Genomic DNA, 22,295 nt, shown 5'->3' with positions numbered 1-22,295 from the left:
AATTAGACTATTTTAATAAAAAAGTCGTATAATCTAGTTAGTGAATATCTTACTTCAAAGGAGAGAGCATGAAAAATTCAGGTTTATCTAGAAGAGATTTTGTCAAATTTAGCGCTATCGGAGCCACAGCACTTGGCATGGGCGCTACAAATTTAATGGCCAGCCCAATGAACGAAAAAGATGTCAAATGGGACGAGGAGTATGACGTAGTCATCATCGGCTCAGGCTTTGCGGCTCTTGCTGCTGGTGTCACATCGGCCAAAAAAGGCAACAAAGTCGTTTTGATCGAAAAGATGGGCCGCACAGGTGGCAACTCTGTCATCAACGGCGGAATTTTTGCCGTTCCAAATAGCGACATGCAAAAGAAAGCTGGCATCAAAGATAGCACAGAGCTATTTATCAAAGACTGCTTGAAAGCAGGCCGCGGCATCAACCACGTTGATCTTTTGGCAAAGATCGGCGAGAGAGCGCAAGATGCCTACAAACTCACACTTGATTGTGGTGCAAAATATATCGATCAGATCACTCACGCAGGCGGTCACTCAGTGCCAAGAAGCCTTCAAACAGAGGTCGGCAGCGGCGCTGGCATCGTACTCCCTATGACTGCGACATTTGAAAAGTTAGAAGGCGCATCGATCAAAAAAAGGACAAAATTTGATGATTTCGTCTTTGACGACAAGGGCGCAGTTGTGGGCGTCATCGTCAGAGAAAACTACAAATTTGATGGCAATTTGATGAGTGACGACGTCGAAAACAAAGGCGGCGATACAAAATATATAAAAGCCAAAAAAGGCGTTGTGCTAGCAGCTGGCGGCTTTTGTAGGGATAAAATTTTTAGGCGTCTTCAAGATCCAAGGATCACACCTGAGACAGACTCGACAAACCAACCAGGCTCAACAGCAGGCGCGCTTCTAGCAGCATTTAGAGCGGGCGCTTATCCAGTTCAGCCAAGCTGGATCCAGTATGGACCTTGGGGATGTGCCGATGAGACAGGCTTTGGCGTGGGATCGATGTTTAACGTAAATGGTGCTTTTCCGTTTGGAATTTCAGTCGATCCAAGAACTGGCAAACGCTATATGAACGAGCTAGCTGACCGCAGGACAAGAACTGAAGCGATGTTTAAAGTCATCCATGAAAAAGGCGAAGACGATAAAAACTTCCCTATCAACTTCTGCGACTCAAGAGCCCTTCCTCACATGCTCCCAGCTCACTATGAAAAAGCTATCGCAGCTGGAATTTGCAAGAAATTTGACACACTTGATGCTTTGGCAGCTGAGTATAAGATCCCAGTTGATGAGCTCAAAAAAACAGTCGCAAGATACAATGAATTTGTTAAAAAAGGCGTCGATGAGGACTTTGGTAAGCCAGTTGTTGCGACTACGACAAAGGGCATTGATATCTCAGTTCCGCCATTCTACGCAGAGCGTGGCACGCCAAAAGTTCACCACACAATGGGCGGTCTAAATATCAACACAAAAGCGCAAGTCATGAACTCTCAAACAGCTATGCCTATACCAAATTTATATGCAGCTGGCGAGATCACAGGTGGCGTTCACGGAGCCAGCCGTCTGGGATCAGTGGCTATAACTGATTGCTTGACATTTGGTATGATCGCTGCTGAAACTATCGGCTAAAACTACTAGTGGCAGGCACTTGCTTGCCACTATAAATTTTTAAACCTATAAACTCCGTTTTTTACTCGCTCAAAAATTTTCTTCTCTTCAAGTAGCTTAAACGTGCTTATCACGGTTGGTTTGCTCACATTTAGCTTTTCACAAATGTCTGAAATTTTAAGCACGATAAAGCCATTTTCATCGCTTAGCTCGCAAAGTAAATTTATGATCTCCACCTTTTTCTCGCCAAGAAGCGCTTTGTAAATTTGCTCTTTCACGCTAGCTCCAAATTTTATATCCTATCGCCACGCACCAAAGCGCGCCACATAAGAAATTTGCGATCATCACGGCCGCACTTCCAGCGTCCTTTGCCGCCTTTGCTAGGGCGTGATAGTCTGGGCTCGCAAGATCAGTCACTCGCTCTAGGCCCGAGTTTAAGCACTCGCAAACTAGCACAAATGCCATGCTAAAGATCAAAAATAGATTAAAAATAAGGTCAAATTTCCAAAAAAATAGCGAGATCGTAGCTATCAAAAATATGCAAATTTCTATGCGAAAGCTCTTTTCGTTTTTAAAAATTTCAGCCAAACCCTCTCTTGCGTAGCCAAAATTTTTAAAAAATTTATACGTTGGCTGGTTTCTCATAACTTTCCTTTTTGTGATTTTTGGCATAATTATAATTAAAAAAAGGATGAAATTTGAAACTTATTAGCTGGAATGTAAATGGACTGCGTGCAGTCGTGGCAAAAGATGGCTTTGGCTGGCTTGATGAGGTTAAGCCTGATTTTTTGGGACTGCAAGAGATCAAGGTCAAAGAAGATGACGTGCCAAAAGAAATTTACAACCTTGGCTTTAAAGATATAAGTGTAAATTCAGGCGCAAGAGCTGGCTACTCTGGCGTGATGAGCCTTGCTAAATTTGACGTGCAAACGCAAAAAGCGGCCTTTTTTGACGACACGGAGGGGCGAGTTTTGGAGCATAGATTTGATGATATCGTGCTTTTTAACATCTACTTTCCAAACGGCCAAAAGGACGACGAGAGGCTAGCTTACAAGATGGACTTTTACGAGAAATTTCTAGCTTATTGCAAAGAGCTTGTAAGAAGCGGCAAAGAGGTGATATTTTGTGGTGATGTAAATACCGCTCACCGCGAGATCGACCTGAAAAATCCAAAGGCAAATGCCAAAACTTCTGGCTTTTTGCCTATCGAGCGCGCGTGGATAGATGAGGTGCTAAAAAGTGGCTTTATAGATACCTTTAGAGCCGTAAATGGCGACATTGCGGACGCTTACTCGTGGTGGAGCTACCGCTTTAACGCAAGGGCGAAAAATGTCGGCTGGAGAATTGATTATTTCTTCATTTCGCAGGGGCTAAAAGATAGGCTAAAAGACGCCTTTATCCTGCCAGAGATCGCTGGTAGCGACCACTGCCCAGTTGGCATAGAGATAGAAATTTAGAGCACTCCCTCTTCTAACAGGTGGGTAATTAGGATTTTAAAGCCTAGAAATATAAGTATCGCGCCACCTAAAAAAAGCGCCTTTTTCTCTAAAATTTCACCCATAAATTTACCGATGTAAAAGGCGGCTAGGCTTAGCACAAAGCAGACTACGCCGATGATGAGTGCACTCTCAAATACATTAACCGCTTCAAAGCTAAGCGTGACGCCAATGGCAAGTGCGTCGATGCTCGTGGCAAATGCACCTATAAAAATGGTCTTAGTATCCATACTTAAGGACTCGCCAGCCTCGCTGCTACAGGCCTCTTTTAGCATTTTAAAGCCAAGAAAACAAAGTATAAAAAATGCTATGAAGTGATCGATAGAGCTTATAAATTTAGCAAAGCTAATGCCTAGAAAATAGCCAAGAAGCGGCATGAGAAACTGAAAAAAGCCAAGCATAAAAGCGATAAATAAAATTTTGCCAAAGCCAAGGCTTTTATACCTTGCGCCGTTTGCCATATTTAGAGCCGCGCTATCCATGCTAAGAGCGAAGCTAAGAAGTAAAAGCTGCATAAATTCCCCTCGAAAGGGGTAAATTTTAGTGCAAAAATATTAAATTTATTTTAAGCGTTTAGATATTTTTTGTATGATTTTGCTTTAAATTTAAAAAAGGAGAGAAGATGAAAAGATCTCTTGTTATTCTTTGTGGCGCGCTTGCTTTAAATTTACAAGCCGCAAGCATGGATGATATGATAAATAAAGGCGTCAAAATCGCCACTCACGCATCAAGTGGCGACTATAAAAGCTTAGTTAGCGAGGCACTAAATGCCGCTGTGAGCGAGCTTTCAAAAGAGGGCTTTATAAACAACGCCACAGCTAAAATCCCACTCCCAAAAAGCCTTGAGATGGCGTCAAATTTAGCCAAAAAAGTGGGCGGCGAGAAGTGGGCGCAGGACCTTAGCAAGTCGATAAATAACGCCGCAACCACAGCCGTGCCAAAGGCTGCTGAAATTTTTAGCGAGAGCATAAAAAATATGAGCGAAGCTGATGTCAAAAAGCTCTTTAACGGCGGCAGCGATAGCGTTACGAAGTATTTAGAGAAAAGCTCCAGCCAAAAGCTAAAGGCGGCATTTACGCCGATAATTGAGAAAATGATGAGCGATAATAGCTTTGCAACAGCCTATAATGGGCTAAATTCTTTCATCGGCGGCTCAGCTAAAAACAATGAAACGATAAAATCAGTCAAAAGCCTAGCTAAAAATTTAGGCGCAAGCGAATATGTGCCAGATGAAGGCGAAGACCTAAACGCTTATATCACGAGAAAGACGCTAGATGGGCTATTTAACGTGATGAGCGAGAAAGAAAAGGGGCTAAGAAGCGGCTTTAGCCTAGATAGCGGTAAAAAGGTGCTAGACTCGATCTTTAAATGAGAAATTTAAGCGCTCAAAACAAAGCCGACATCGCTCTTATAGTAGTTGCCATAGTTTGGGGCGCTACGTTTTTACCCATGGCAAACGCGCTAAAGACAAATGGCGTCTTTGTTATGCTCTTTTGCCGGTTTTTTCTCTCGGCTATCTTTATGGGCTTTGTCGCGCTTAAATTTGCTAAGAAATTTGACAAAAAGAGCGTCATCTACGGCGTTATCCTTGGCGCGGTGCTTTTTTTGTCATTTGCCACGCAAACTTACGCTCTAAAGCTTACTTTTAGCTCGAGCGTCGCCTTTATTACGGGGCTTGAGTGCGTGATAGTCCCTTTTATGGCGGCTATCTTTTTTAAAAATAAGATAAGCATTTTTGCCATTTTTGGTGCTATCATCGCTATTTTTGGGCTTTGGCTCTTAAGTGGCGCCACTCTCGCACTTGGGAGCGGCGAGGCGCTAGCGCTTATTTGCGCGATATTTTACGCACTTTATACTACGCTAAATGGCCATTTTGTAAGAAAGAGCGAGCTTTATTTGCTTGTCTTTGTGGTCTTTCTCACAAATGCCCTGCTTTCGCTTGTTTTTGCGCTTTTTCAGGGCAGTATCGTGCTAAATTTCGATAGGGAATTTTTCATAGCGATATTTATCACGACGGTGATAGGCACTATATTTTGCTACTTTGTGCAAACGATCGCTCAAAGATACACGACCGCTAGCAAGGCGGCTTTGTTTTTCTGCCTAGAGCCAGTCTCTGCTGGGTTAATAGGCTACTTTTTTGCAGGCGAGATACTTAGTATCTGGCAAATTTTTGGAGCAACGCTTATCATCTTTGGTGTCATTTTTAGCGAATTTGGCAAGCAAATTTGCTCTAAATTTAAGCTCTAAAAGACAAAAAGCTTCATTTGCGAGTCTATTTTCTCATCTATAAACTCGCCCTCAAATCTCTCTTCTAACATCGCTAAAACCATCTTTTCATCGTAGTTTTTAGCTCCGTTTATCTCAAGGTGCCAGCAGATATTTTCAGCTGCTTCTTGCACGCTTCGTCTAGCGATCCTTGTCTCATTTAAAATTTGACTCTTAAAAGCGATACCTTGCTCATTTAGCCACGCTTCAAGCCTATCTACTACGTTTTTTTGAGAGAGCACGCGGCCAAATTTTTCAAAAAATGGCTCAAGCAGATCAGAGCTTCTAGGCTTATCCCAGCCAAGATAGAGCTTTTGCTTGGCGCAGTTTTGAAATTTAGCAAAATCTTCATCGCTTGCAACAGCTGGGCTCATCGTGCAAATGGCGATATCAAAGTGTCTAATGGGCTTAAATTCTCTCCACGAGCAAACCTCGCTGGTTAAATTTGTCACGCCAAATCTCTTTGCGTCCTCGTTTAAAATTTCTATCATCTTTTCTGAGCTATCGATGCCTGTTATATGCTTAGCCGTTTTTGATAAAAATATGCTCCAAACGCCCGTGCCACAGCCGATATCAAGGATATCTTTGCCACTAAAATCAACTCCCCAAGCTAAGGCTTTACTAAAAATTTGCTGCTGGATAGCGCTGATCTTGCCGTCAAATCTTTGGTAGTTTGACGCCTTTTTATCCCATAAATTTTGCATTTTAGCTCCTCATTTTTGGTTATAATTTTAGCAAAAAAGGTCAAAAATGAGAGATTTTATATATCACGTCACCATCCCACCACAAGCCATCGACATGCATGGTCACATGAATAATGTTTATTATTTCACGCTTATGCAAGAGGCTGCATTTGCCCACTCCGCCGCTGTTGGCGACACGGTCGAGGCGCAGTATAAAAGGGGAGAAATTTGGCTCATTAGAAAAAATGAAGCAAAATATATAAAAAGCGCAAAGCTGATGGACAAGATAGAAATTTACACCTACACGCAGACTGAGGGCAAGGCGACATCTTGCAGATATTTTGAGTTTAAAAAAGATGGCGAGCTAATAGCAACTGGCAAGACAGAGTTTGTCTATATCGATCTAAAGACAAACCGTCCCAAAGCGATCCCAGCGCAGATCATCGCGCTTTACTCGTGATCACACTCGTCGCAAACGCCCTTTATCACGGCGCTTTTTATATTTTTAGCGACGCTTAGGTGGGGCATGTCGATGTTTGTCACCTTGTGGCAGACGTCGCAGATGAAGTAGGCTTTGGCCTCATTTGCCAGCTCGTAGTAGCTCTTGTGGTTGTTTTCGGTTTTTATCACGAGGTTTTCTTTTTCAAAAATTTCCATACTTCTATAAAAGGTCGTCTTGTTTGCGTCAAGAATTTGCAAAATTTCATCGTAGCTTAGCGGTGCTTTGGCGTTTTGCAAAATTTTAACAAGCTTTATGCGAAGCGTCGTAGCCTTGATATTGTGCTCTTCTAAGAAATTTCTCGTGTTCATCTTTGCCCTTTTCATTTTTCGTATATTAACGCTAAAAGATTTAAACTATATTTAAAAGAAAAGGCTAAATTTAGGCTTTCGCTTTTTAAGTTGCAACCAAGTTGCATTTTGCTAAACTTCGCAATTATTTTTTAAAGGAGAGATAATGAGAAAAATTATCGTTTTTTTAGCTGTTTGTGCTTTGTCTCTTTTTGCAAAGCCGGTTGTGACTACTAGCATACTGCCAACGAAATTTTTTGTCGAGCAAATCGCTGGAGATACGCTAGATGTAAATGCGATGGTTGGCAAAGGCGCTGATCCGCACACTTATGAGCCAAAGCCAAAGCAGATGAAGGAGCTTGAAAAGAGTGAGCTTTACTTTGCTATTGGCATCGAGTTTGAAGACGCGTGGCTGGATCGCTTCTCAAAGACGTTTAAAAATTTACGTATCGTAAAGACGCAAGAGGGTATCGAAAAGATCGCTATGAGCGAGGAGCATGAACATGAAGAGCACCACGAGCATAAACACGAGGGTGAGCATAAACACGAGCACCATGACCACGAGGGCGAGCACCATCATCATCACCATGACGGCCTTGATCCACACATCTGGCTTGATCCTATCCTAGTAAAAACACAAGCTGATAACATCGCAAAGGCGCTAATAGAGAAATTCCCGCAAAATGCAAAGCTTTATGAGGAGAATTTGGCTAAATTTAAAGCTAGTCTTGATGAGCTTGATGGCTTTATCAAAAACGAGCTAAAAGATGTCAAAACTCGTGAATTTATCGTATATCACCCATCTTGGGGCTACTTTGCAAAGCGCTATAACTTAGAACAAATCGCCATCGAGATAGAGGGCAAAGAGCCAAAGCCAGCTGAGCTAAAAGAGCTCATCGAAGAGGCCAAAGAGCACGGCGTAAAGGTCATTTTCGTGGCTCCACAATTCCCAACAAAGGCTGCAAATTTGATCGCAAAAGAGACTGGCTCAAAGGTCGTCATGATAGACCAACTACCTGAAAACTGGCTAGCCGAGATGAAAAAAACGGCTGAAATTTTCGCTAAAAGTCTATAAAAATGTTAGCACGCCTGATCGTCATTTGCCTACTAACCATAAATGCTTTCGGGTGTGCTCTATGCTCGCTTTATAGCCCCACAGCTCACGTTAGCGCGAAATTTGTCGCACACGAAAATAACATCACGCAGATAGCCTTTACTTGGACCTTTTCGCAAAATTTCTCAGATCTTATGAAGCAAAATTTTGACCTAAATCAAGATGAAAAGATAGACGATAAAGAGCTTAGAAAGATCCGCCTAAATTTACTCGACTACCTCGTGCCAAGGCATTATCTAACGGAGATCGAGTACTATTACAAGGACGAAAACGCCACTAAAATAGAGCCAAATTTAAATAATTACAAGCTCTATTTTGACGAGGGCAGGCTTAAATTTGACGTGAGTTTTAAGACAAATTTAGTGATCGCTGACGGACTTGTCGTGTCGGTTGATATGGAGGATAAAGAGGGCTATTTTAATTTCAAATTTACGCAAAATAACGCATTTTTGGTGGGTAAAAGCTTCTGGGCGATACCAAATTCAAACTCAAATTTGATATTTTTTACATTTTCAAGCAAAGAAGCAGCCAAAGCTCACAATGAAAAGCCAGCGCTTAAAGAGCTGCTAAAAGAGCCAGTAGTAGGCGCGAGCGATGAGAATTTAAGCCAGATAGATAAGATCGATGAGGCGAAATTTGACATCGTCTCAAAAACTAGCCTAAGCTTGCTTGATAGGCTAAAGCAAATTTTAAGAAGCGTGGATTACAAAAGTCCGCTTGCGCTGCTATTTTTGGCATTTATATCATTTGGCTATGGCTTCTTGCACGCTGCTGGAGCAGGCCATGGCAAGGTGCTAACAAGCTCATATTTTGCCGCAACTGGTGGCAGCTACAAAAGGGCGTTTTTATTTGCACTAAAGATCGGCTTTTTGCACGTCGTGGGCGCATTTGTCTTTGTCTTTGCTAGCTTTTTACTGCTTCGTGAAGTAAGCAGCGACCTCACAAAGGACACCGCAAGCATAACGACTGCGTTTTCTGGAGTTGTGATCTTTTTTGTGGCGATATTTATGCTCTTTAAAAAGATCAAATTTTACCTTTCAAACAAAAATGAGACTAAATTTTATATTTTTAGATCAAATCTAAGCCAAAATTTGAGTAAAAATACAAAATTTAAAAGTGAATGTGGCTGTCAAATTTGCTCAACCAAAAAGCCAAAGAGCAAAGAGGAGTGGCTAGTAGCGGCTGCTGCGGCTCTTGTGCCCTGTCCAGGCACGATCTTAGTCTTTGTGCTGGCAAATGAGATAGGCAGCTACTTTGCAGGCGTGATAAGTGGCATATTTATGGCGCTTGGCATGAGTGTGGTGATATTTGTAGCGGCAGTTTTTGGCTCAAAGATCAGCACGAACATTAAGCTAAAAAAGCTTAAAATCTACGCAGAATTTGCAGCCCTTGGCATCATGCTTTGGCTTGGACTTTTCATTTTTGTCACGACATTTACGCAAAAGAGTCTGTTTTGAAAGATATTATAAAAATTAGAAATTTAAACTTTAGCTACGATAAACAAGTCGTTTTAGAGGATATTAACTTAGACTATAGTAGTGACGAGTTTTTAGCGATAATTGGCCCAAATGGCGGAGGCAAAAGCACGCTTTTAAAGCTCATTTTGGGTCTGCTTAAGCCTCAAAGTGGCGAGATCAAGCTCTTTGGTAAAGAGCCAAGCGAGGTTAGTAAATTTATAGGCTACGTGCCGCAAAATTTCTTATCAAATCAAAGCTTTCCGATGATGGTTTTAGAAGTTGTTTTGATGGGGCTAATCGATAAAAAAATCTTTGGTTTTTACTCAAAAGATGAAAAAGCCTTAGCGCTAAGTGCCCTTGAGAAGGTCGGTATGAGAGAGTTTGCAAACGCAAGGATCGGCGAGCTAAGTGGCGGTCAAAGGCAGCGCGTCTATATCGCTAGAGCGCTTTGCGCAAACGCAAAAGTGCTCATCTTAGATGAGCCAACGGCAAGCATCGACACAAAAGGGCAGGCTGAAATTTATGAAATTTTAAAGGGCATAAACGCAAATGGCGTGGGCGTGGTTTTGGTAAGTCACGACCTAAATATCGTGCTAAATTACGCTACAAAGATCGCTTACGTGAGTAAAAATTTGCACATTCATAAAACGCATGAAAACCTTGCAAAGAGAGAATTTATCGAGCATCTAGCTAGAACGCATAGCCATTTTTGTGATGTCGAGATCGCACTTGGCGAGTGCGGTTGTGAAAAAACAAAGAGCAATGTTTTTAAATTTTAAAGAGAGAAAATGAGTGAAATTTTAGAGTTAAATTTTATGCAAAATGCCTTTATTGCGGGCATTTTAGTAAGCATAATATGCGGCATGATAGGCTCGCTTGTGGTGATAAACAAGATGACTTTCATCGCTGGAGGCATCGCACACGGCGCGTATGGTGGCATAGGGCTTGCATTTTTCTTCTCACTCGAGCCACTTTTTGGTGCGAGTATATTTTCGCTACTTCTAGCGCTCATCATCGCCACGATCACACTAAAAGACAAGACAAACATTGACTCCGTAATAGGCGCTATTTGGGCGATTGGCATGGCGATTGGTATCATTTTCATCGATCTAACGCCTGGCTATAACGCCGATCTTATGAGCTATCTTTTTGGCTCGATCCTTGCAGTTAGTGGCACAGATATCGCGTTTATGAGCGTTTTAGACCTCTTGTTTTTGGCTCTTATCGCACTTTTTTACCGCCAGTTTGTGGCGATAAGCTTTGATGCGGAGTTTGCAAAACTTCGCGGGGTAAATACGACATTTTTTCACTATCTGCTAGTTTGCATGATGGCGCTTTGCGTGGTGGCTACGATCCGCGTCGTGGGGCTAATACTTGTCATCGCGCTACTTACCATACCGCCTTATATTGCTCAAATTTTTGCCAAAAGACTAGGGCTAATGATGTTAATCTCAACTATTTTTTCTATCATCTTTTGCTTTATCGGCCTTGTGATCAGCTTTTATTTCAACCTCACAGGCGGAGCTAGCATCATCTTAGTCGCCTCGCTTTGCTTTTTTGCGTTTAGCTTTAAATTTAAAAGCTTGCGCTCGTAGCTCTTTTTAACCTAAAAAGCGTCCAAGCCAAAAAGCAAATCGCCGTAAAATAGACGCTAAAAAATAGCGCTAGCCACATAAATTTGATCTCAAGTCCCAGCCAAAAGACCACCACGTAAAAGAGCGAGCATTGAAGCACGAGCTGTCTAAAGCCATTTAGCAAAAAGATCGCCACTGGGCGTTTTATCGCTTGTAGCGTGCTGCCTGAGATGTTTATAGTGCCGTAAGCCATGTAGGCAAGTGAGTTGATGCCAAGGTAGAGCTTTGCCACTTCTAGCACGGCTGGCGTGCTGTCAAAGAGCTTGATCGCGCCCTCGCCAAAAAGCCTGATAAAGATGTAGGCAAAGGCGCAGTAGATGAGCAAAAAAAGAAGCGATAGCTTGTAGCACTGCAATGCTCTTTGAAAACTCTTAGCGCCGTAGTTTCTTGAGATGATGCTAAGCACCCCTGCTGCCATGCCGATGGTTGGAAGCACTAAAATTTGCTCGATCCTTAAGGCTATGCCATAACCTGCCACTGCATTGACGCCGTAAAAACTCACAAATTTTAAAAGCACGAGCGAGCCAAGTGACATTGAGAGGTAGTTTAGACAAGCTGGCAAGGCTTGCTTTAGTATCTTTGCCCAGACGGCGAAATTTGGCACGAAGTAGCCTAAATTTCTAGGCTCTATCATCTTGCTTTTTCTAACTTTAAAAAAGAGATAGATCATGCCCAAAAACTGCACGCTAGCCGTTGCTAGTGCAAGACCTTTTACACCAAGAGCAAAGATGAAAGCAAAAAGATAGCAAAAAAATGCGTTGATAAAAAGGCCGCAAAATAGCCAGTTGCGGTAGCTTTTAGTATCGCCAAGTGCGACAAGTATGCCATTAAGCGATTTTATAAGTAGGAAAAATGGAGCTGCAAGAAAGATGACACCAGCGTAGTCAAGTGCTTCATTGATGTAGTGATGATCAGCACCTAAAAGCACTAGCAGATCTGGCGCTAGTAAGTAGCCACAAAGTCCCATAAATAAGGCAAAAAGAAGCACAAAGATGATGCCATTTGCCGCATAAAGTTTAGCCATTTTTGGTTTGTTTGCACCAAGGCTGTTGCCTATTAGCGCGGTGAGTGCCGAGCCAAAGCCAAGTCCGATGCCAACGACGCTTAGATAGAGCAAAAAGCTCATCGCCATGCCAGCAACTGCAAGGGTTGAAATTTTAGCGGCGAAAAATGTACCAGTGACGTTGTAAAGGGTGTTAAACATCATGCCCACGCCAGCTGGTAGCGAGAGCGAGATGATTAGCTTATTTAGCGGGTCTTTTAGTAGGTCCAAGCTGTCTTCTTGTTAAATTTCATCTGGGCTAAGCTCTATCAAATTTCTGCCGTAAATATATAAATTTTCATTGCTTTAAGTGCTCCGTTTTACTCCACTTTGCTAAGCTTGATCCCTGCGTCTTTTGCGAGTATTTTTATATCATCACGGGCGAAGGCGAGAGCTTTATATGTCGCTAGCAAAGCTCGCCTTCAAACCTATCTAAATTTATCTTTTATGAGACAAATTTGAAACTAAATTTTAGCTCACATTTTTATTTTTGATCTCTTGATGCCCTTTTTCTAGCGTAGATATTTAGGCACTCAACCGCTAGCGAGAAGCACATCGCAAAGTAGATGTAGCCTTTTGGCACATGCACGCCAAAGCCATCAAGCACGAGCGCAAAGCCAACTAGCACTAGAAATGCTAGTGCGAGCATTTTTATCGTTGGGTTGTTATCGACAAATTCTGAGATCGCTTTTGAGGCAAACATCATCACGCCAACTGCGATGATAACAGCAAGTATCATGATATCGATGTGCTGAGCCATGCCAACTGCGGTGATAACGCTATCGAGCGAAAAGACTATGTCTAAAATGCCTATCTCAAGGATAGTCGCGAAAAATCCTGGATGAGACTTGCTCTCGTGAGCCTCTTCATGCTTGCCAGTGACGTTTGCGTGGATCTCCATTGAGGATTTTACTATCAAAAATAGACCGCCTATTATGAGCACCAGATCGCGCCCAGTGATGCTAAGCTCGCCTATGCTAAAGAGCGGCTTTGTAAGCTTCATGATCCAAAATAGCGAAAGTAGCAGGATGATCCTAGTGATCATCGCAAAGCCAAGCCCTAAAATGCGGCCCTTGCCCCTTTGCTCTGGTGGCAGTTTGCCTACTAAAATAGCGATAAATATGATGTTATCTATGCCTAAAACTATCTCCAAGCCAGTTAGCGTAAGTAGCGATATCCACGCCTCTGGCGAACTCAACCATTCAAACATTTACTTCCTTTGTTAAAATTTTTATTATGCTCTCAGGCAAAATTTCATGCTCTATGGCGTGAATTTTAGCCTCCCACTCATCTAAACTCATGCCGTCCTCTCGCTCAAATGCCCTTTGCGCGATCAGTTTGCCCCCGTCAAGCTCCTCACTCACATAATGCACACTGACACCGCCTATCATCATATCGCTCTCAAAGCTCTCCTTTATCGCATGCGCGCCCTTAAAAAGCGGTAGGATAGATGGGTGAAGGTTTATGGCTTTTATCTGCGCCGTAAAAACTGGCGTTAGTATCCTCATGAAGCCTGCAAGCACTGTTAGATCAGCACCACTTTTTAAAATTTGCTCCACCAAAACAGCGTCAAATTCCTCACGGTTTTTAAATTTAGCACTCTCTATGACGAGCGTTTCAAGCCCAAATTTCTTAGCTCGCTCGATGCCAAATGCACCAGGCTTGTTGCAGATACAAAGGCAAACTTCTATCTTTACGCCGTTAAAAATTTGATTATGAACTTTTTTAAGTATCGCTTCTAAATTTGAGCCACTGCCGCTAAAAAGTACGGCTATCTTTTTCGTAAGCATTTTACTCCTTTGATGATGTCTGTTGGCTCCAGCGCGTAGCTGTTTTTGTCAAAATTTCTAAGGCTAAGCGCATGAGCTAAAGTGGCTGAGATGGCAGCATCTAGCGGCTCGTAGCCTTGAGCCAAAAGTGCTAGCACAAGACCGCTTAGCGCGTCGCCGCTGCCACCTTTTGCAAGCGCGCTTTTACCATAAGGCATGACGTAAATTTGTCCATCTTTGGCGATTATGGTGTTTGCACCTTTTAGCACAAGTACAGCCTTAAATTTCTCGCTCCAAGCCCTCGCGTAAGCGTATCTGTTTTCTTGCAAGGTTTGCACATCTATATCAGCCATTTTGCAAATTTTTAAAAGCGAGCAAAACTCCTTTGGATGAGGCGTCAAGACGCAGTTCTCGCTTAGTAGGTCAAGCACTTTTGGGCTGTAAAAGATATCAGCGTCAAGCACAAGCTTTTTGCCATTTAAAATTTGCACCTCAAGCTCTTCTACGCCCTTTTTGCCAAGCCCCATGCCAAGGGCTCCAGCGTTCATTTTCTCGCTTATCTTGCTAGCTTGCATGATGTGCGTTGGTAAATTTAAACCTTGCTCGCCTATCACGCTAACTAGCCCAGCCCCAAAGGCAAATGCCGCCTTTGCGCAAAGCTTGCTAGCCCCTATGTGCTCGCCAGATATGATAAATGCGTGGCCAAAGTCGCCCTTATTTACGCACTGATTTTTTCTATTTGGAAGCACGAGGTCGCTTTTTTCAAGCAAGTGATAGTCGCTCTCGCACTCGTAGTTTTGAGCGCTTATGCCAAGAGTGGCGAGCTTTATCTTGCCCACGTAGTCCTTTGCCGCGTCGCTATAAAGCCCTAGCTTTCTAGCTCCTATCGTGATGGTAACGTCTGCTTTTACGCAAGCACCAAGCACTTTGCCCTCGCTATTTAGCCCGCTTGGCACGTCGCAAGCGATGATGTAAGCGAGGCTGGCGTTTATCGTTGAGATGAGCTCTATGTGCTTTTCGTCTAAATTTCTATTTAGTCCTGAGCCAAAGAGCCCGTCTATGACGCATTTTGCGCTATTTAAGCTATTTTCTACGTCTTTGCTCTCTCGCACACCAGCAATTCTAGCTCGCTCGAGCTGTTTGGTGGCAAGTGGCTTTAAGCTTTGGCTAGTTAGGATAAATTCACATTCAAATTCGCCCTCTAGCATCCTTAAAGCGCAAAGCACGTCAGCGCCGTTGTTTCCACCACCGCAAATGCCAAGCACTCTCTCGCCTTTTTTAAATTTCTTACGTATGAAATTTGCTATGCCTGCAGCTGCATTTTCCATTAAAAGCTCTTCGCTAAGGTCAAATTTCTCGCCTGCTCGCTCGTCTAAAACTCTCGTGTATAAATATAAATTTTTCATTCTATGCCCTAAAACTAAGCGCCTCTAGGATGTGGGGCTTTAAAATTTGCTCGCTCTCATCAAGATCAGCGATACTTCTAGCTACTCTAAGCGTCCTTTTTATGCCCCTTTGAGAGAGGTTGTACTTTGTGGCGGCCTTTTGTAAAATCTCACTCGCCTCGGCGTTTAACGTGCAAAATTTAGCCACCTGCGCGTCATTTAGCTTGCCATTTAGCTCATCTTGACCGCGCCTTTTTTGAAAGATAAAGGCTTTTAAAACCATCTCGCTCATCTGCTGTGAGCTTAAACTAGCCTTGTCATCTGGCGAGCTCTCGTCCATCGCGACTTTTAAGTCTATGCGGTCAAGCACTGGGGCTGAAATTTTGGCTTTGTAGTTTTTTATCTCATTTTCGCTGCATTTGCAGTTTAGGTTGCGAGAAAACAAATTCCCACAAGGGCAGGGGTTTTGAGCGGCCACGAAGATAAATTTAGTCTCATAAGTCACTTTTGAATTTACCCTTGCGATGTGGATTTGATTGTCCTCAAGCGGCTCTCTGAGGCTTTCTATCACCTGTTTAGAAAAGTGTGGGAACTCATCAAAAAATAGCACCCCGCCATTTGCAAGTGCGATCTCGCCGATCTTTGCGACGTTTGAGCCTCCGCCAAAGATCGAGCTTTTTGTCGAGGTGTGGTGCGGCGAGCGAAAGGCTCTAGTGCTTGTAAATTCGCTATCTTGCAAATTTAGCGAGCGGTAGGCGGCGGACTTTAGCACCTCTTCTAGGCTTTGTGGCGCCATGATATAAACTAGGCGTTTTGCGCACATGCTCTTGCCGCTGCCTGGGCTTCCTTCAAATAAGATATTGTGCATGCCAACGGCTGCGATAACGCAGGCTCGTTTGGCTCTTTCTTGACCCAAAACGTCCTTAAAATCAAGCTCGTAATTTAAATTTGGAACATATCTTTTACCAGAAATTTCTATCACATTTGAAAATAGCTCGTGTGTGGCGTTAAAATGCGTGCTTTTAGCAAATTCTACGTCGCTAAAAAACTTGATCGCCTCTTCTAGTGTACTAACGCCATAAATCTCTAAATTTGGGATCATCGAAGCTTTGGCGGCTATCTCGCTAGGCACTAAAATTTTTGCCTTTTGCACCTGCGTACTTAAAAAAAGTAGGATCGAAAATAAATTTGCCGTGCTTTTTACACTGCCATCAAGTCCAAGCTCGCCAAAAACAAAAATTTTCTCCAAGCTTTTTGCCTTTTGAAGAGCGATGAGAAGTGCGATACTTAGGTCAAAATGTGAGCCGCTTTTTGGTAGGTCTGAGGGGGATAAATTTATGGTTATCTTTTGCGCTGGAAAGGCAAAGTCAAGCGCTAAAAGTGCCGCTTTTACACGCTCTGTGCTCTCTTTGATGCTGGTGCTTGCAAGACCCACGATGCTAAAGCCAGGAAGCCCACGAGAAAAGATCGACTCAACATCAATGATCTTTAGTCCGTCGCCGTAAGTAGCACATTTTAGGGACTTCATGATGTCTTTTCTTTTTTCTGCTTTTTGTATTCCTTGTCGAATTTTTTGCGTTTGTTAAAGCCTATTTTTTCTATAAAAAGATGTCCGTCTAAGTGGTCATTTTCATGCTGGATGGCGATCGCTAAAAGCCCGTCAGCCCTTAAGCTTTGCTCTTTACCAAAGCGGTCTTGAAATTTAATAGCAACCACCTCGCTTCTTTTAACGTCTTCGTAGTAGCCAGGCACGCTAAGGCAGCCCTCTTGATAGACGCACTCGCCCTCACGTAGCTCAAATTTTGGGTTTATGATCTCGATTAAATTTTCTTTATCTTGCACACCTTCTTCGTTGGCTAAATTTATGATGAAAATTCTCTTTGCAACGCCTATTTGTATGGCTGCAAGACCGATGCCTTCTTTTGCGATCATCGTCTCATACATATCATCAAGAAGTTTGTGAAGCTTCTCATCGAAGACTTCAACCTCTTTTGAAATTTCATAAAGTTTTTTATTTGGATAGGATAAAACTTCTAGGATCAAACTAATTCTCTGCTTTCTCGTCTAAAAATATAGGTTGCTCGTCATCTTGTGTGACTATCAGCTGGTCAAGTGTATATGAAATCAACTCTTCAGCGCTCCTTTTTTTAGTTATCATACTTGAGACGATTTGTATATCTAGTTTGCATTCTTCGTTGTCTATTCTCCAAGATATGGATGAGAGCATATTTAAAATTCTCGTGCATGCTTGTTTTGTGCCACTTTCATCGGTGTATTTCATCACCATAGCAAAGCAGCCATCACCGTAGTGAGCGACTATATCGCTTCTGCGTGAAGTTCTTAAAAGAAGTTGCGACATACTTTTAAGCATATTATTCCGCTCTTTTAAATTCTTAACTCGATTTGCAAATCTATCTTTTAATTTAACTAGTAAAAATGATGCGCTATAACCATATCTTTTAATGGCTTCTACTTCACTTTGTACTGTAACAAGCAGAAAGTTTTTGTTATAAACTTCGTAGTTTGTATCGTAAATAGATTGCTCTTCAATGGATTTAAACATTTTGCCAATTTCATTATAACTTACTTTTATAATATCAAGGTGCTTATGCATAATCTCATTGAGTCTAACAAGATCTTGATTGAAAGCACTTAGAATATTTTGAAGTGCAAGGATGTTTGTATTATTTTTGAGCTCATCTATATGCTTTTGTACCAGACCTCTCATAACACCTAAATTTTTATAGATGAGCACGACTGCTTGAAGCATACTTTTTATCTGTATGAAGCCCTGCTTTACCTCTTTTTCAATAGAGATATTACTATTAGTTGGCACTGAGCTTTCAGAACTTGCTACAATAGTATCACCTATCTCTTTTCTAAACTCATCTGATTGCTTATCAAGCATCTTTTCAAAGTAGATAGAGTAGTTTGTCGGTGTAGATGGGACGTTATCGTCGCTTAACTCGTGCAAAACGTCCTCTGAAAATTTATAGATATTTACCTTTTCTTTTTTAACAACTAGCTTTGTTTCAGCTGATTTTTTATTAGGATCTGGTGCGTTATCTATCTTTATCACTTTTGACCTTATTTAAAACTTTTCTCCAAAATTTTATCGACAAGTCCGTACTCTTTGGCTTCAGCTGAGCTCATAAAGAAGTCGCGCTCAGTATCTTTTACGATCTTGCTTAGTTTTTGACCTGTATTTTTTGCCAAAATTCCATTTAAAATTTCTTTCAAACGTAAAATTTCGCGGGCTTGTATCTCGATATCAGTCGCTTGTCCTCTAGCACCACCAAGTGGTTGGTGTATCATGATACGAGAATTTGGCAGTGCATATCTCTTGCCAGGTGCGCCACAGCTTAGTAAAAATGCACCCATACTTGCAGCCTGACCGATGCAGATAGTGCAAACATCTGGCTTTATGTAGTTCATCGTGTCATAGATGCTAAAACCACTTGTTATGACGCCGCCTGGTGAATTTATATAAAGGTAGATATCTTTATCTGGGTCTTCAGCCTCTAAAAATAGCAGCTGAGCGACGATAGAAGCAGCCATGCCGTCCTCTATCTCGCCACTTAGCATAACGATCCTGTCTTTTAAAAGACGGGAGTATATATCATAGCTTCGCTCACCTCTACTAGTTCTTTCAACTACGACAGGAACGTAATAGCTCATTACTCAGCCTTCTCTTTTTTGCTTGCTTTTTTCTCGTCTTTTTCTTTGTTGAAAAGCTCGCTAAATAGCTTCTCCTCGATCATCGACATCTTTATAGCTGGGAGCATGCCTTGGTTGCGGTACATCTCAAGGTGCGCTTTTGGATCTTGGCCGCTTCTATATGCCTCAAAATAGATCGCTTGAACGACCTCTTGATCGCTCACTTTCACGCCTCTTACACGAGCTAGCTCATCGATGATGAAAGTTAGGCGAACGCTATTTTCAGCGTCTTTTCTATACTCATCACGTTTTTTAGCTAGAGCGTCTTTGTCCTCTCTAAATTTCTTCATATCATCTGGAGTAAATGAGCTCCATGCGTTTCTAAACTGCATATCGATCTCTTGCTCGACGATATTTTTTGGCACGTCAAATTTAAATTTCTCAACCGCAGCTTCAGCAAATTTTGGTTTTAGCTCTTCGTTTATAAGTTTATAAATTTTCTCTTGGCGAATTTGCTCTTTTATGCGCTCTTCAAGTAGCTCTTCAGTTGGTTTTTCTTCGTTTGGAAGGATAGTTTTTAGCATCTCTTCGTCTAGTTTTTCAGGGATCTTTCTCTCTTGAATTTCATGAAGTTTGACTTTAAAAACAGCGTCTTTGCCAGCTAAATGTGCAGCGCCGTAGTTTTCTGGGAATTTAACCTCGATATCTTTTTCGCCGCCAACTTTTATGCCTACCATGCCATCTTCAAAGCCTGGGATAAATTGATTTGAGCCGATCTCAAGCACGTAGTTTTCAGCCTTGCCACCTTCAAATGCAACGCCATCAACAAAGCCTTCAAAGTCAAATTTAGCAAAATCGCCAACTTTTAGGCCTCTTTTGCTCTCTACTTTTTCAAGTGGAGCTATCATTTTTAGAAGCTCAGTTTTTTTCTCATCGATATCTTTTTTCAAAACGCGTGGGTTTGAAAACTCAGGTATCAAGCTCTCATAGCCGCTCACATCGACGCTTGGCTTAAATGAAACTGTTAGCTCAACATCGATTTTGTCATCTTTTCTATCAAATTTTGAAACGATAGGCTCGCCGATAAGGTCGTCATTTTTCTTGCCTGCTTTTTTGATAGCCTCTTCGACTACATCTCTTAAGACATCTTGCTCAGCGTCGTTTGTTAGCTCTTTCTCGTAGCGTTTTAGCACGACAGCGACTGGCACATGGCCTTGTCTAAAGCCATCTACTTTCATAGTTTTTGCTGCTTTTTTTGCTAGTTTTTCTACGCTAGACTTTATAGCATCTGCACTTATGGTTGTGCTTGCTAGGGTATTTACGCTATCTAGAGCTTTGATTTTGATTTCCATCGAATTCCTTTATGAATACAAATTTTTAGCCCAAAATATAGCAGAATTTTCCTTATTTCATTGTAAATTTGTAAATTTTTATAGATATAAAAGGCGTTTTAACGTAGAATTTGGCGATAAAATTATGGAGAAAATTTATGCAAGAGAGTTTTGAAAATTCAGTTAAAAATATGCTAACTATCATCGGCGAAGATCCAAACAGAGAGGGGCTTATAAAAACCCCAGAGCGCGTTTATAAAGCTTTTAAATTTCTAACTAGCGGATATGATCAAGACCCAAAAGAAGTCCTTGGTGACGCGCTATTTACCAGCTCAAATAACGAGATGGTTTTAATGCGAAACATCGAGTTTTACAGCCTTTGTGAGCACCATTTGTTGCCTATTATCGGCCGCGTGCATGTGGCATACATCCCAAATGGCAAGGTCGTTGGCCTTAGTAAAATTCCACGCATGGTAAATATCTACGCCAGACGCCTACAAATTCAAGAGCAGATGACCGAGCAGATCGCAAAGGCGCTTGAGGACGTTATCGCTCCAAAAGGCGTTGGAGTAGTCGTCGAGGCAAGGCACATGTGCGTTGAGATGAGAGGTGTGGAGAAGATAAACTCCACTACTACGACCTCGGCGCTTAGGGGCTGCTTTATCAAAAATGCAGACACAAGGCGGGAGTTTTTCTCGCTGATAAATTCGCCTAGGGAAACGCATTTTTGAGCTTAGAGCGTATAAATTCAAGACTTAAAGAGGGCGTGAAGCTCTCAAATACCTTCGGTGTCATCACAAAGATCACAGCTACTACGATAGAGATCACCGGACTTCGCCCAAGTATCGGCGACATCGTGCGCATAATGGCAAAAGACAAGAGCAAAAACGGCCTTGGCATGGTCACGCAGATAAAGACAGATGGCGCTTATATCAGCCCGTTTGGCTTTGTCGAGGGCTTTAGGATAGGCGACTTTGTCTATGAGAGCGATCAGGGCATGAGCATACCAGTGGGGCCAAATTTACTTGGTCGCGTGGTCGATCCATTTATGAAGCCAATTGACGGCAAGGGGGCGATCGATACGACTGAATATATGCCGATCATGAGAGCGCCCATAGATGCGATGAAAAGGGGGCTTATAAACGAGCCTTTTAGCGTTGGCATAAAGACGATAGATGGGCTGCTTACTTGTGGCAAAGGGCAAAAGCTGGGAATTTTTGCGGGATCTGGCGTGGGCAAATCAACCCTCATGGGCATGATCGTAAAAAATACGTTAGCTCCAATAAAAGTAGTCGCGCTAATAGGCGAGCGTGGCCGTGAAGTGCCTGAATTTATCGAAAAAAACTTAGGCGGCGACCTAGAGGGCACGGTAATCATCGTAGCGACAAGTGACGATAGCTCACTCATGCGAAAATACGGTGCCTTTTGTGCGATGAGCGTGGCTGAATACTTCAAACAGCAGGGCAACGACGTGCTTTTTATCATGGATAGTGTGACGCGTTTTGCGATGGCGCAGCGTGAGATCGGCCTTGCGCTTGGCGAGCCACCGACCTCAAAGGGTTATCCGCCAAGCTCGCTCACACTCTTGCCACAGCTAATGGAGCGCGCGGGCAAAGAGGAGGGCAAGGGCAGTATCACGGCATTTTTCACCGTGCTAGTCGAGGGCGATGATATGAGCGACCCGATAGCTGACCAAAGCCGCTCTATCCTAGACGGCCACATCGTGCTAAGCCGCGAGCTAACGGACTTTGGCATCTACCCACCTATCAATATCCAAAACTCGGCCTCGCGTGTCATGGGCGACGTGATCGGTAAAGAGCACAAGCTAAATGCGATGAAATTTAAGCGCCTCTACTCGCTTTTAAAAGAAAATGAGGTCTTGCTTCGCATCGGCGCATATCAAAAGGGCAGCGACAAGGAGCTTGACCTTGCGATCTCGAAAAAAGAATTTATGGAAAATTTCTTGAAACAAAGCTCAGAAGAGGCCTTTGCGCTTGAAGAGGTCGAAGAGCTGCTTGATAAGATCAATCAGTAAATTGTTTTTAAAGCATTGAACGTAG

General features: G+C 42.5%; 25 protein-coding genes. 11 read left to right on the top strand and 14 right to left on the bottom strand.

Going from position 1 to position 22,295, the window contains the following annotated elements:
* Nucleotides 1-68: 68 nt before the first annotated feature.
* A complete protein-coding gene (locus tag CYP05_RS05195; protein ID WP_012000995.1) occupies nt 69-1,634 on the top strand; it encodes a flavocytochrome c in 1,566 nt (521 codons plus the stop codon).
* Between the two features lie 29 nt (nt 1,635-1,663).
* Here the strand turns inward: CYP05_RS05195 and CYP05_RS05190 are convergent, their stop codons facing one another.
* Together CYP05_RS05190 and CYP05_RS05185 are read right to left on the bottom strand one after the other, a co-directional pair.
* Complete coding sequence (locus CYP05_RS05190; protein ID WP_103642195.1) at nt 1,664-1,891, bottom strand: replication/maintenance protein RepL; 228 nt, start codon at nt 1,889-1,891, stop codon at nt 1,664-1,666.
* 1 nt (nt 1,892) lies between these two features.
* The gene (locus CYP05_RS05185; protein ID WP_103568702.1) at nt 1,893-2,258 is read right to left on the bottom strand and encodes a diacylglycerol kinase; all 366 of its coding nucleotides are present in this window, start codon (nt 2,256-2,258) and stop codon (nt 1,893-1,895) included.
* Nucleotides 2,259-2,311: 53 nt separating this feature from the next.
* On the opposite strand from CYP05_RS05185, the gene CYP05_RS05180 reads away from it, so the two are divergent.
* Nucleotides 2,312-3,070, top strand: a complete 759-nt coding sequence (locus CYP05_RS05180) for an exodeoxyribonuclease III (RefSeq protein ID WP_103642194.1) — start codon at nt 2,312-2,314, stop codon at nt 3,068-3,070.
* On the opposite strand, the gene CYP05_RS05175 is transcribed toward CYP05_RS05180, so the two are convergent.
* Nucleotides 3,067-3,624 (bottom strand): manganese efflux pump MntP, encoded by a 558-nt coding sequence (locus CYP05_RS05175; RefSeq protein WP_103642193.1) that lies wholly within the window; start codon nt 3,622-3,624, stop codon nt 3,067-3,069. The genes CYP05_RS05180 and CYP05_RS05175 overlap by 4 nt on opposite strands.
* 107 nt (nt 3,625-3,731) lie before the next feature.
* Between CYP05_RS05175 and CYP05_RS05170 the strand changes: the two genes are divergently transcribed.
* Nucleotides 3,732-4,481 (top strand): DUF4197 domain-containing protein, encoded by a 750-nt coding sequence (locus CYP05_RS05170; RefSeq protein WP_103642192.1) that lies wholly within the window; start codon nt 3,732-3,734, stop codon nt 4,479-4,481.
* Nucleotides 4,478-5,356 (top strand): DMT family transporter, encoded by an 879-nt coding sequence (locus tag CYP05_RS05165; protein ID WP_103642191.1) that lies wholly within the window; start codon nt 4,478-4,480, stop codon nt 5,354-5,356. Before CYP05_RS05170 ends, CYP05_RS05165 begins: the two co-directional genes overlap by 4 nt.
* On the opposite strand, the gene CYP05_RS05160 is transcribed toward CYP05_RS05165, so the two are convergent.
* Entirely contained in the window at nt 5,353-6,078 is a 726-nt protein-coding gene (locus CYP05_RS05160) for a class I SAM-dependent methyltransferase (protein WP_103642190.1), read from the bottom strand. The two genes, CYP05_RS05165 and CYP05_RS05160, sit on opposite strands and share 4 nt — an antisense overlap.
* A 46-nt stretch (nt 6,079-6,124) precedes the next feature.
* Between CYP05_RS05160 and CYP05_RS05155 the strand changes: the two genes are divergently transcribed.
* Complete coding sequence (locus tag CYP05_RS05155; RefSeq protein WP_103606281.1) at nt 6,125-6,517, top strand: acyl-CoA thioesterase; 393 nt, start codon at nt 6,125-6,127, stop codon at nt 6,515-6,517.
* Here CYP05_RS05155 and CYP05_RS05150 read toward each other — a convergent pair.
* Nucleotides 6,508-6,867, bottom strand: a complete 360-nt coding sequence (locus tag CYP05_RS05150) for a Fur family transcriptional regulator (RefSeq protein WP_103642189.1) — start codon at nt 6,865-6,867, stop codon at nt 6,508-6,510. The genes CYP05_RS05155 and CYP05_RS05150 overlap by 10 nt on opposite strands.
* A gap of 145 nt (nt 6,868-7,012) precedes the next feature.
* On the opposite strand from CYP05_RS05150, the gene CYP05_RS05145 reads away from it, so the two are divergent.
* The 4 genes from CYP05_RS05145 to CYP05_RS05130 are packed head-to-tail and all read left to right on the top strand — an operon-like array spanning nt 7,013 to nt 11,012.
* A complete protein-coding gene (locus tag CYP05_RS05145; RefSeq protein WP_103637866.1) occupies nt 7,013-7,921 on the top strand; it encodes a metal ABC transporter solute-binding protein, Zn/Mn family in 909 nt (302 codons plus the stop codon).
* A gap of 2 nt (nt 7,922-7,923) precedes the next feature.
* Nucleotides 7,924-9,417 (top strand): DUF1007 family protein, encoded by a 1,494-nt coding sequence (locus CYP05_RS05140; RefSeq protein ID WP_103642188.1) that lies wholly within the window; start codon nt 7,924-7,926, stop codon nt 9,415-9,417.
* Nucleotides 9,414-10,196 carry a metal ABC transporter ATP-binding protein gene (locus CYP05_RS05135; protein WP_021086647.1) on the top strand — a complete coding sequence of 261 codons (783 nt, stop codon included), beginning with the start codon at nt 9,414-9,416 and terminating at the stop codon, nt 10,194-10,196. Before CYP05_RS05140 ends, CYP05_RS05135 begins: the two co-directional genes overlap by 4 nt.
* A 9-nt stretch (nt 10,197-10,205) precedes the next feature.
* Nucleotides 10,206-11,012 carry a metal ABC transporter permease gene (locus CYP05_RS05130; protein WP_103642187.1) on the top strand — a complete coding sequence of 269 codons (807 nt, stop codon included), beginning with the start codon at nt 10,206-10,208 and terminating at the stop codon, nt 11,010-11,012.
* Here CYP05_RS05130 and CYP05_RS05125 read toward each other — a convergent pair.
* From CYP05_RS05125 to tig, 9 genes are all read right to left on the bottom strand, one after another.
* Nucleotides 10,993-12,324 carry an MATE family efflux transporter gene (locus CYP05_RS05125; protein ID WP_103642186.1) on the bottom strand — a complete coding sequence of 444 codons (1,332 nt, stop codon included), beginning with the start codon at nt 12,322-12,324 and terminating at the stop codon, nt 10,993-10,995. The two genes, CYP05_RS05130 and CYP05_RS05125, sit on opposite strands and share 20 nt — an antisense overlap.
* Nucleotides 12,325-12,577: 253 nt before the next feature.
* The gene (locus CYP05_RS05120; protein ID WP_103642185.1) at nt 12,578-13,303 is read right to left on the bottom strand and encodes a TerC family protein; all 726 of its coding nucleotides are present in this window, start codon (nt 13,301-13,303) and stop codon (nt 12,578-12,580) included.
* Entirely contained in the window at nt 13,296-13,883 is a 588-nt protein-coding gene (gene purN, locus CYP05_RS05115) for a phosphoribosylglycinamide formyltransferase (RefSeq protein ID WP_009295075.1), read from the bottom strand. Before purN ends, CYP05_RS05120 begins: the two co-directional genes overlap by 8 nt.
* Nucleotides 13,865-15,268: an NAD(P)H-hydrate dehydratase gene (locus tag CYP05_RS05110; RefSeq protein ID WP_103642184.1), complete on the bottom strand. Its 1,404-nt coding sequence runs from the start codon at nt 15,266-15,268 to the stop codon at nt 13,865-13,867. The genes purN and CYP05_RS05110 overlap by 19 nt, the downstream gene beginning before the upstream one ends.
* A 1-nt stretch (nt 15,269) precedes the next feature.
* Complete coding sequence (locus CYP05_RS05105; protein ID WP_103642183.1) at nt 15,270-16,775, bottom strand: YifB family Mg chelatase-like AAA ATPase; 1,506 nt, start codon at nt 16,773-16,775, stop codon at nt 15,270-15,272.
* Nucleotides 16,772-17,290 (bottom strand): peptide deformylase, encoded by a 519-nt coding sequence (def, locus tag CYP05_RS05100; RefSeq protein ID WP_004317347.1) that lies wholly within the window; start codon nt 17,288-17,290, stop codon nt 16,772-16,774. The genes CYP05_RS05105 and def overlap by 4 nt, the downstream gene beginning before the upstream one ends.
* A gap of 1 nt (nt 17,291) precedes the next feature.
* Nucleotides 17,292-18,326, bottom strand: a complete 1,035-nt coding sequence (locus CYP05_RS05095; protein WP_021084010.1) for a GGDEF domain-containing protein — start codon at nt 18,324-18,326, stop codon at nt 17,292-17,294.
* An 8-nt stretch (nt 18,327-18,334) separates the two neighbouring features.
* Nucleotides 18,335-18,925 (bottom strand): ATP-dependent Clp endopeptidase proteolytic subunit ClpP, encoded by a 591-nt coding sequence (gene clpP / locus CYP05_RS05090; RefSeq protein WP_004317374.1) that lies wholly within the window; start codon nt 18,923-18,925, stop codon nt 18,335-18,337.
* A complete protein-coding gene (tig, locus tag CYP05_RS05085; RefSeq protein ID WP_103642182.1) occupies nt 18,925-20,256 on the bottom strand; it encodes a trigger factor in 1,332 nt (443 codons plus the stop codon). Before tig ends, clpP begins: the two co-directional genes overlap by 1 nt.
* A gap of 137 nt (nt 20,257-20,393) precedes the next feature.
* Between tig and folE the strand changes: the two genes are divergently transcribed.
* Both folE and fliI read left to right on the top strand, forming a co-directional pair.
* Nucleotides 20,394-20,966: a GTP cyclohydrolase I FolE gene (gene folE / locus CYP05_RS05080; RefSeq protein WP_004317386.1), complete on the top strand. Its 573-nt coding sequence runs from the start codon at nt 20,394-20,396 to the stop codon at nt 20,964-20,966.
* Nucleotides 20,963-22,270: a flagellar protein export ATPase FliI gene (fliI, locus tag CYP05_RS05075; RefSeq protein WP_103642181.1), complete on the top strand. Its 1,308-nt coding sequence runs from the start codon at nt 20,963-20,965 to the stop codon at nt 22,268-22,270. The genes folE and fliI overlap by 4 nt, the downstream gene beginning before the upstream one ends.
* The last annotated feature ends 25 nt before the right edge of the window (nt 22,271-22,295 follow it).

Origin of the sequence: Campylobacter concisus (genome assembly GCF_002913545.1) — a bacterium.
GTDB lineage: Bacteria > Campylobacterota > Campylobacteria > Campylobacterales > Campylobacteraceae > Campylobacter_A > Campylobacter_A concisus_AV.
The sequence above is the reverse complement of the archived record's forward strand: the minus strand, read 5'-3'. Positions and strand labels throughout refer to the sequence as shown.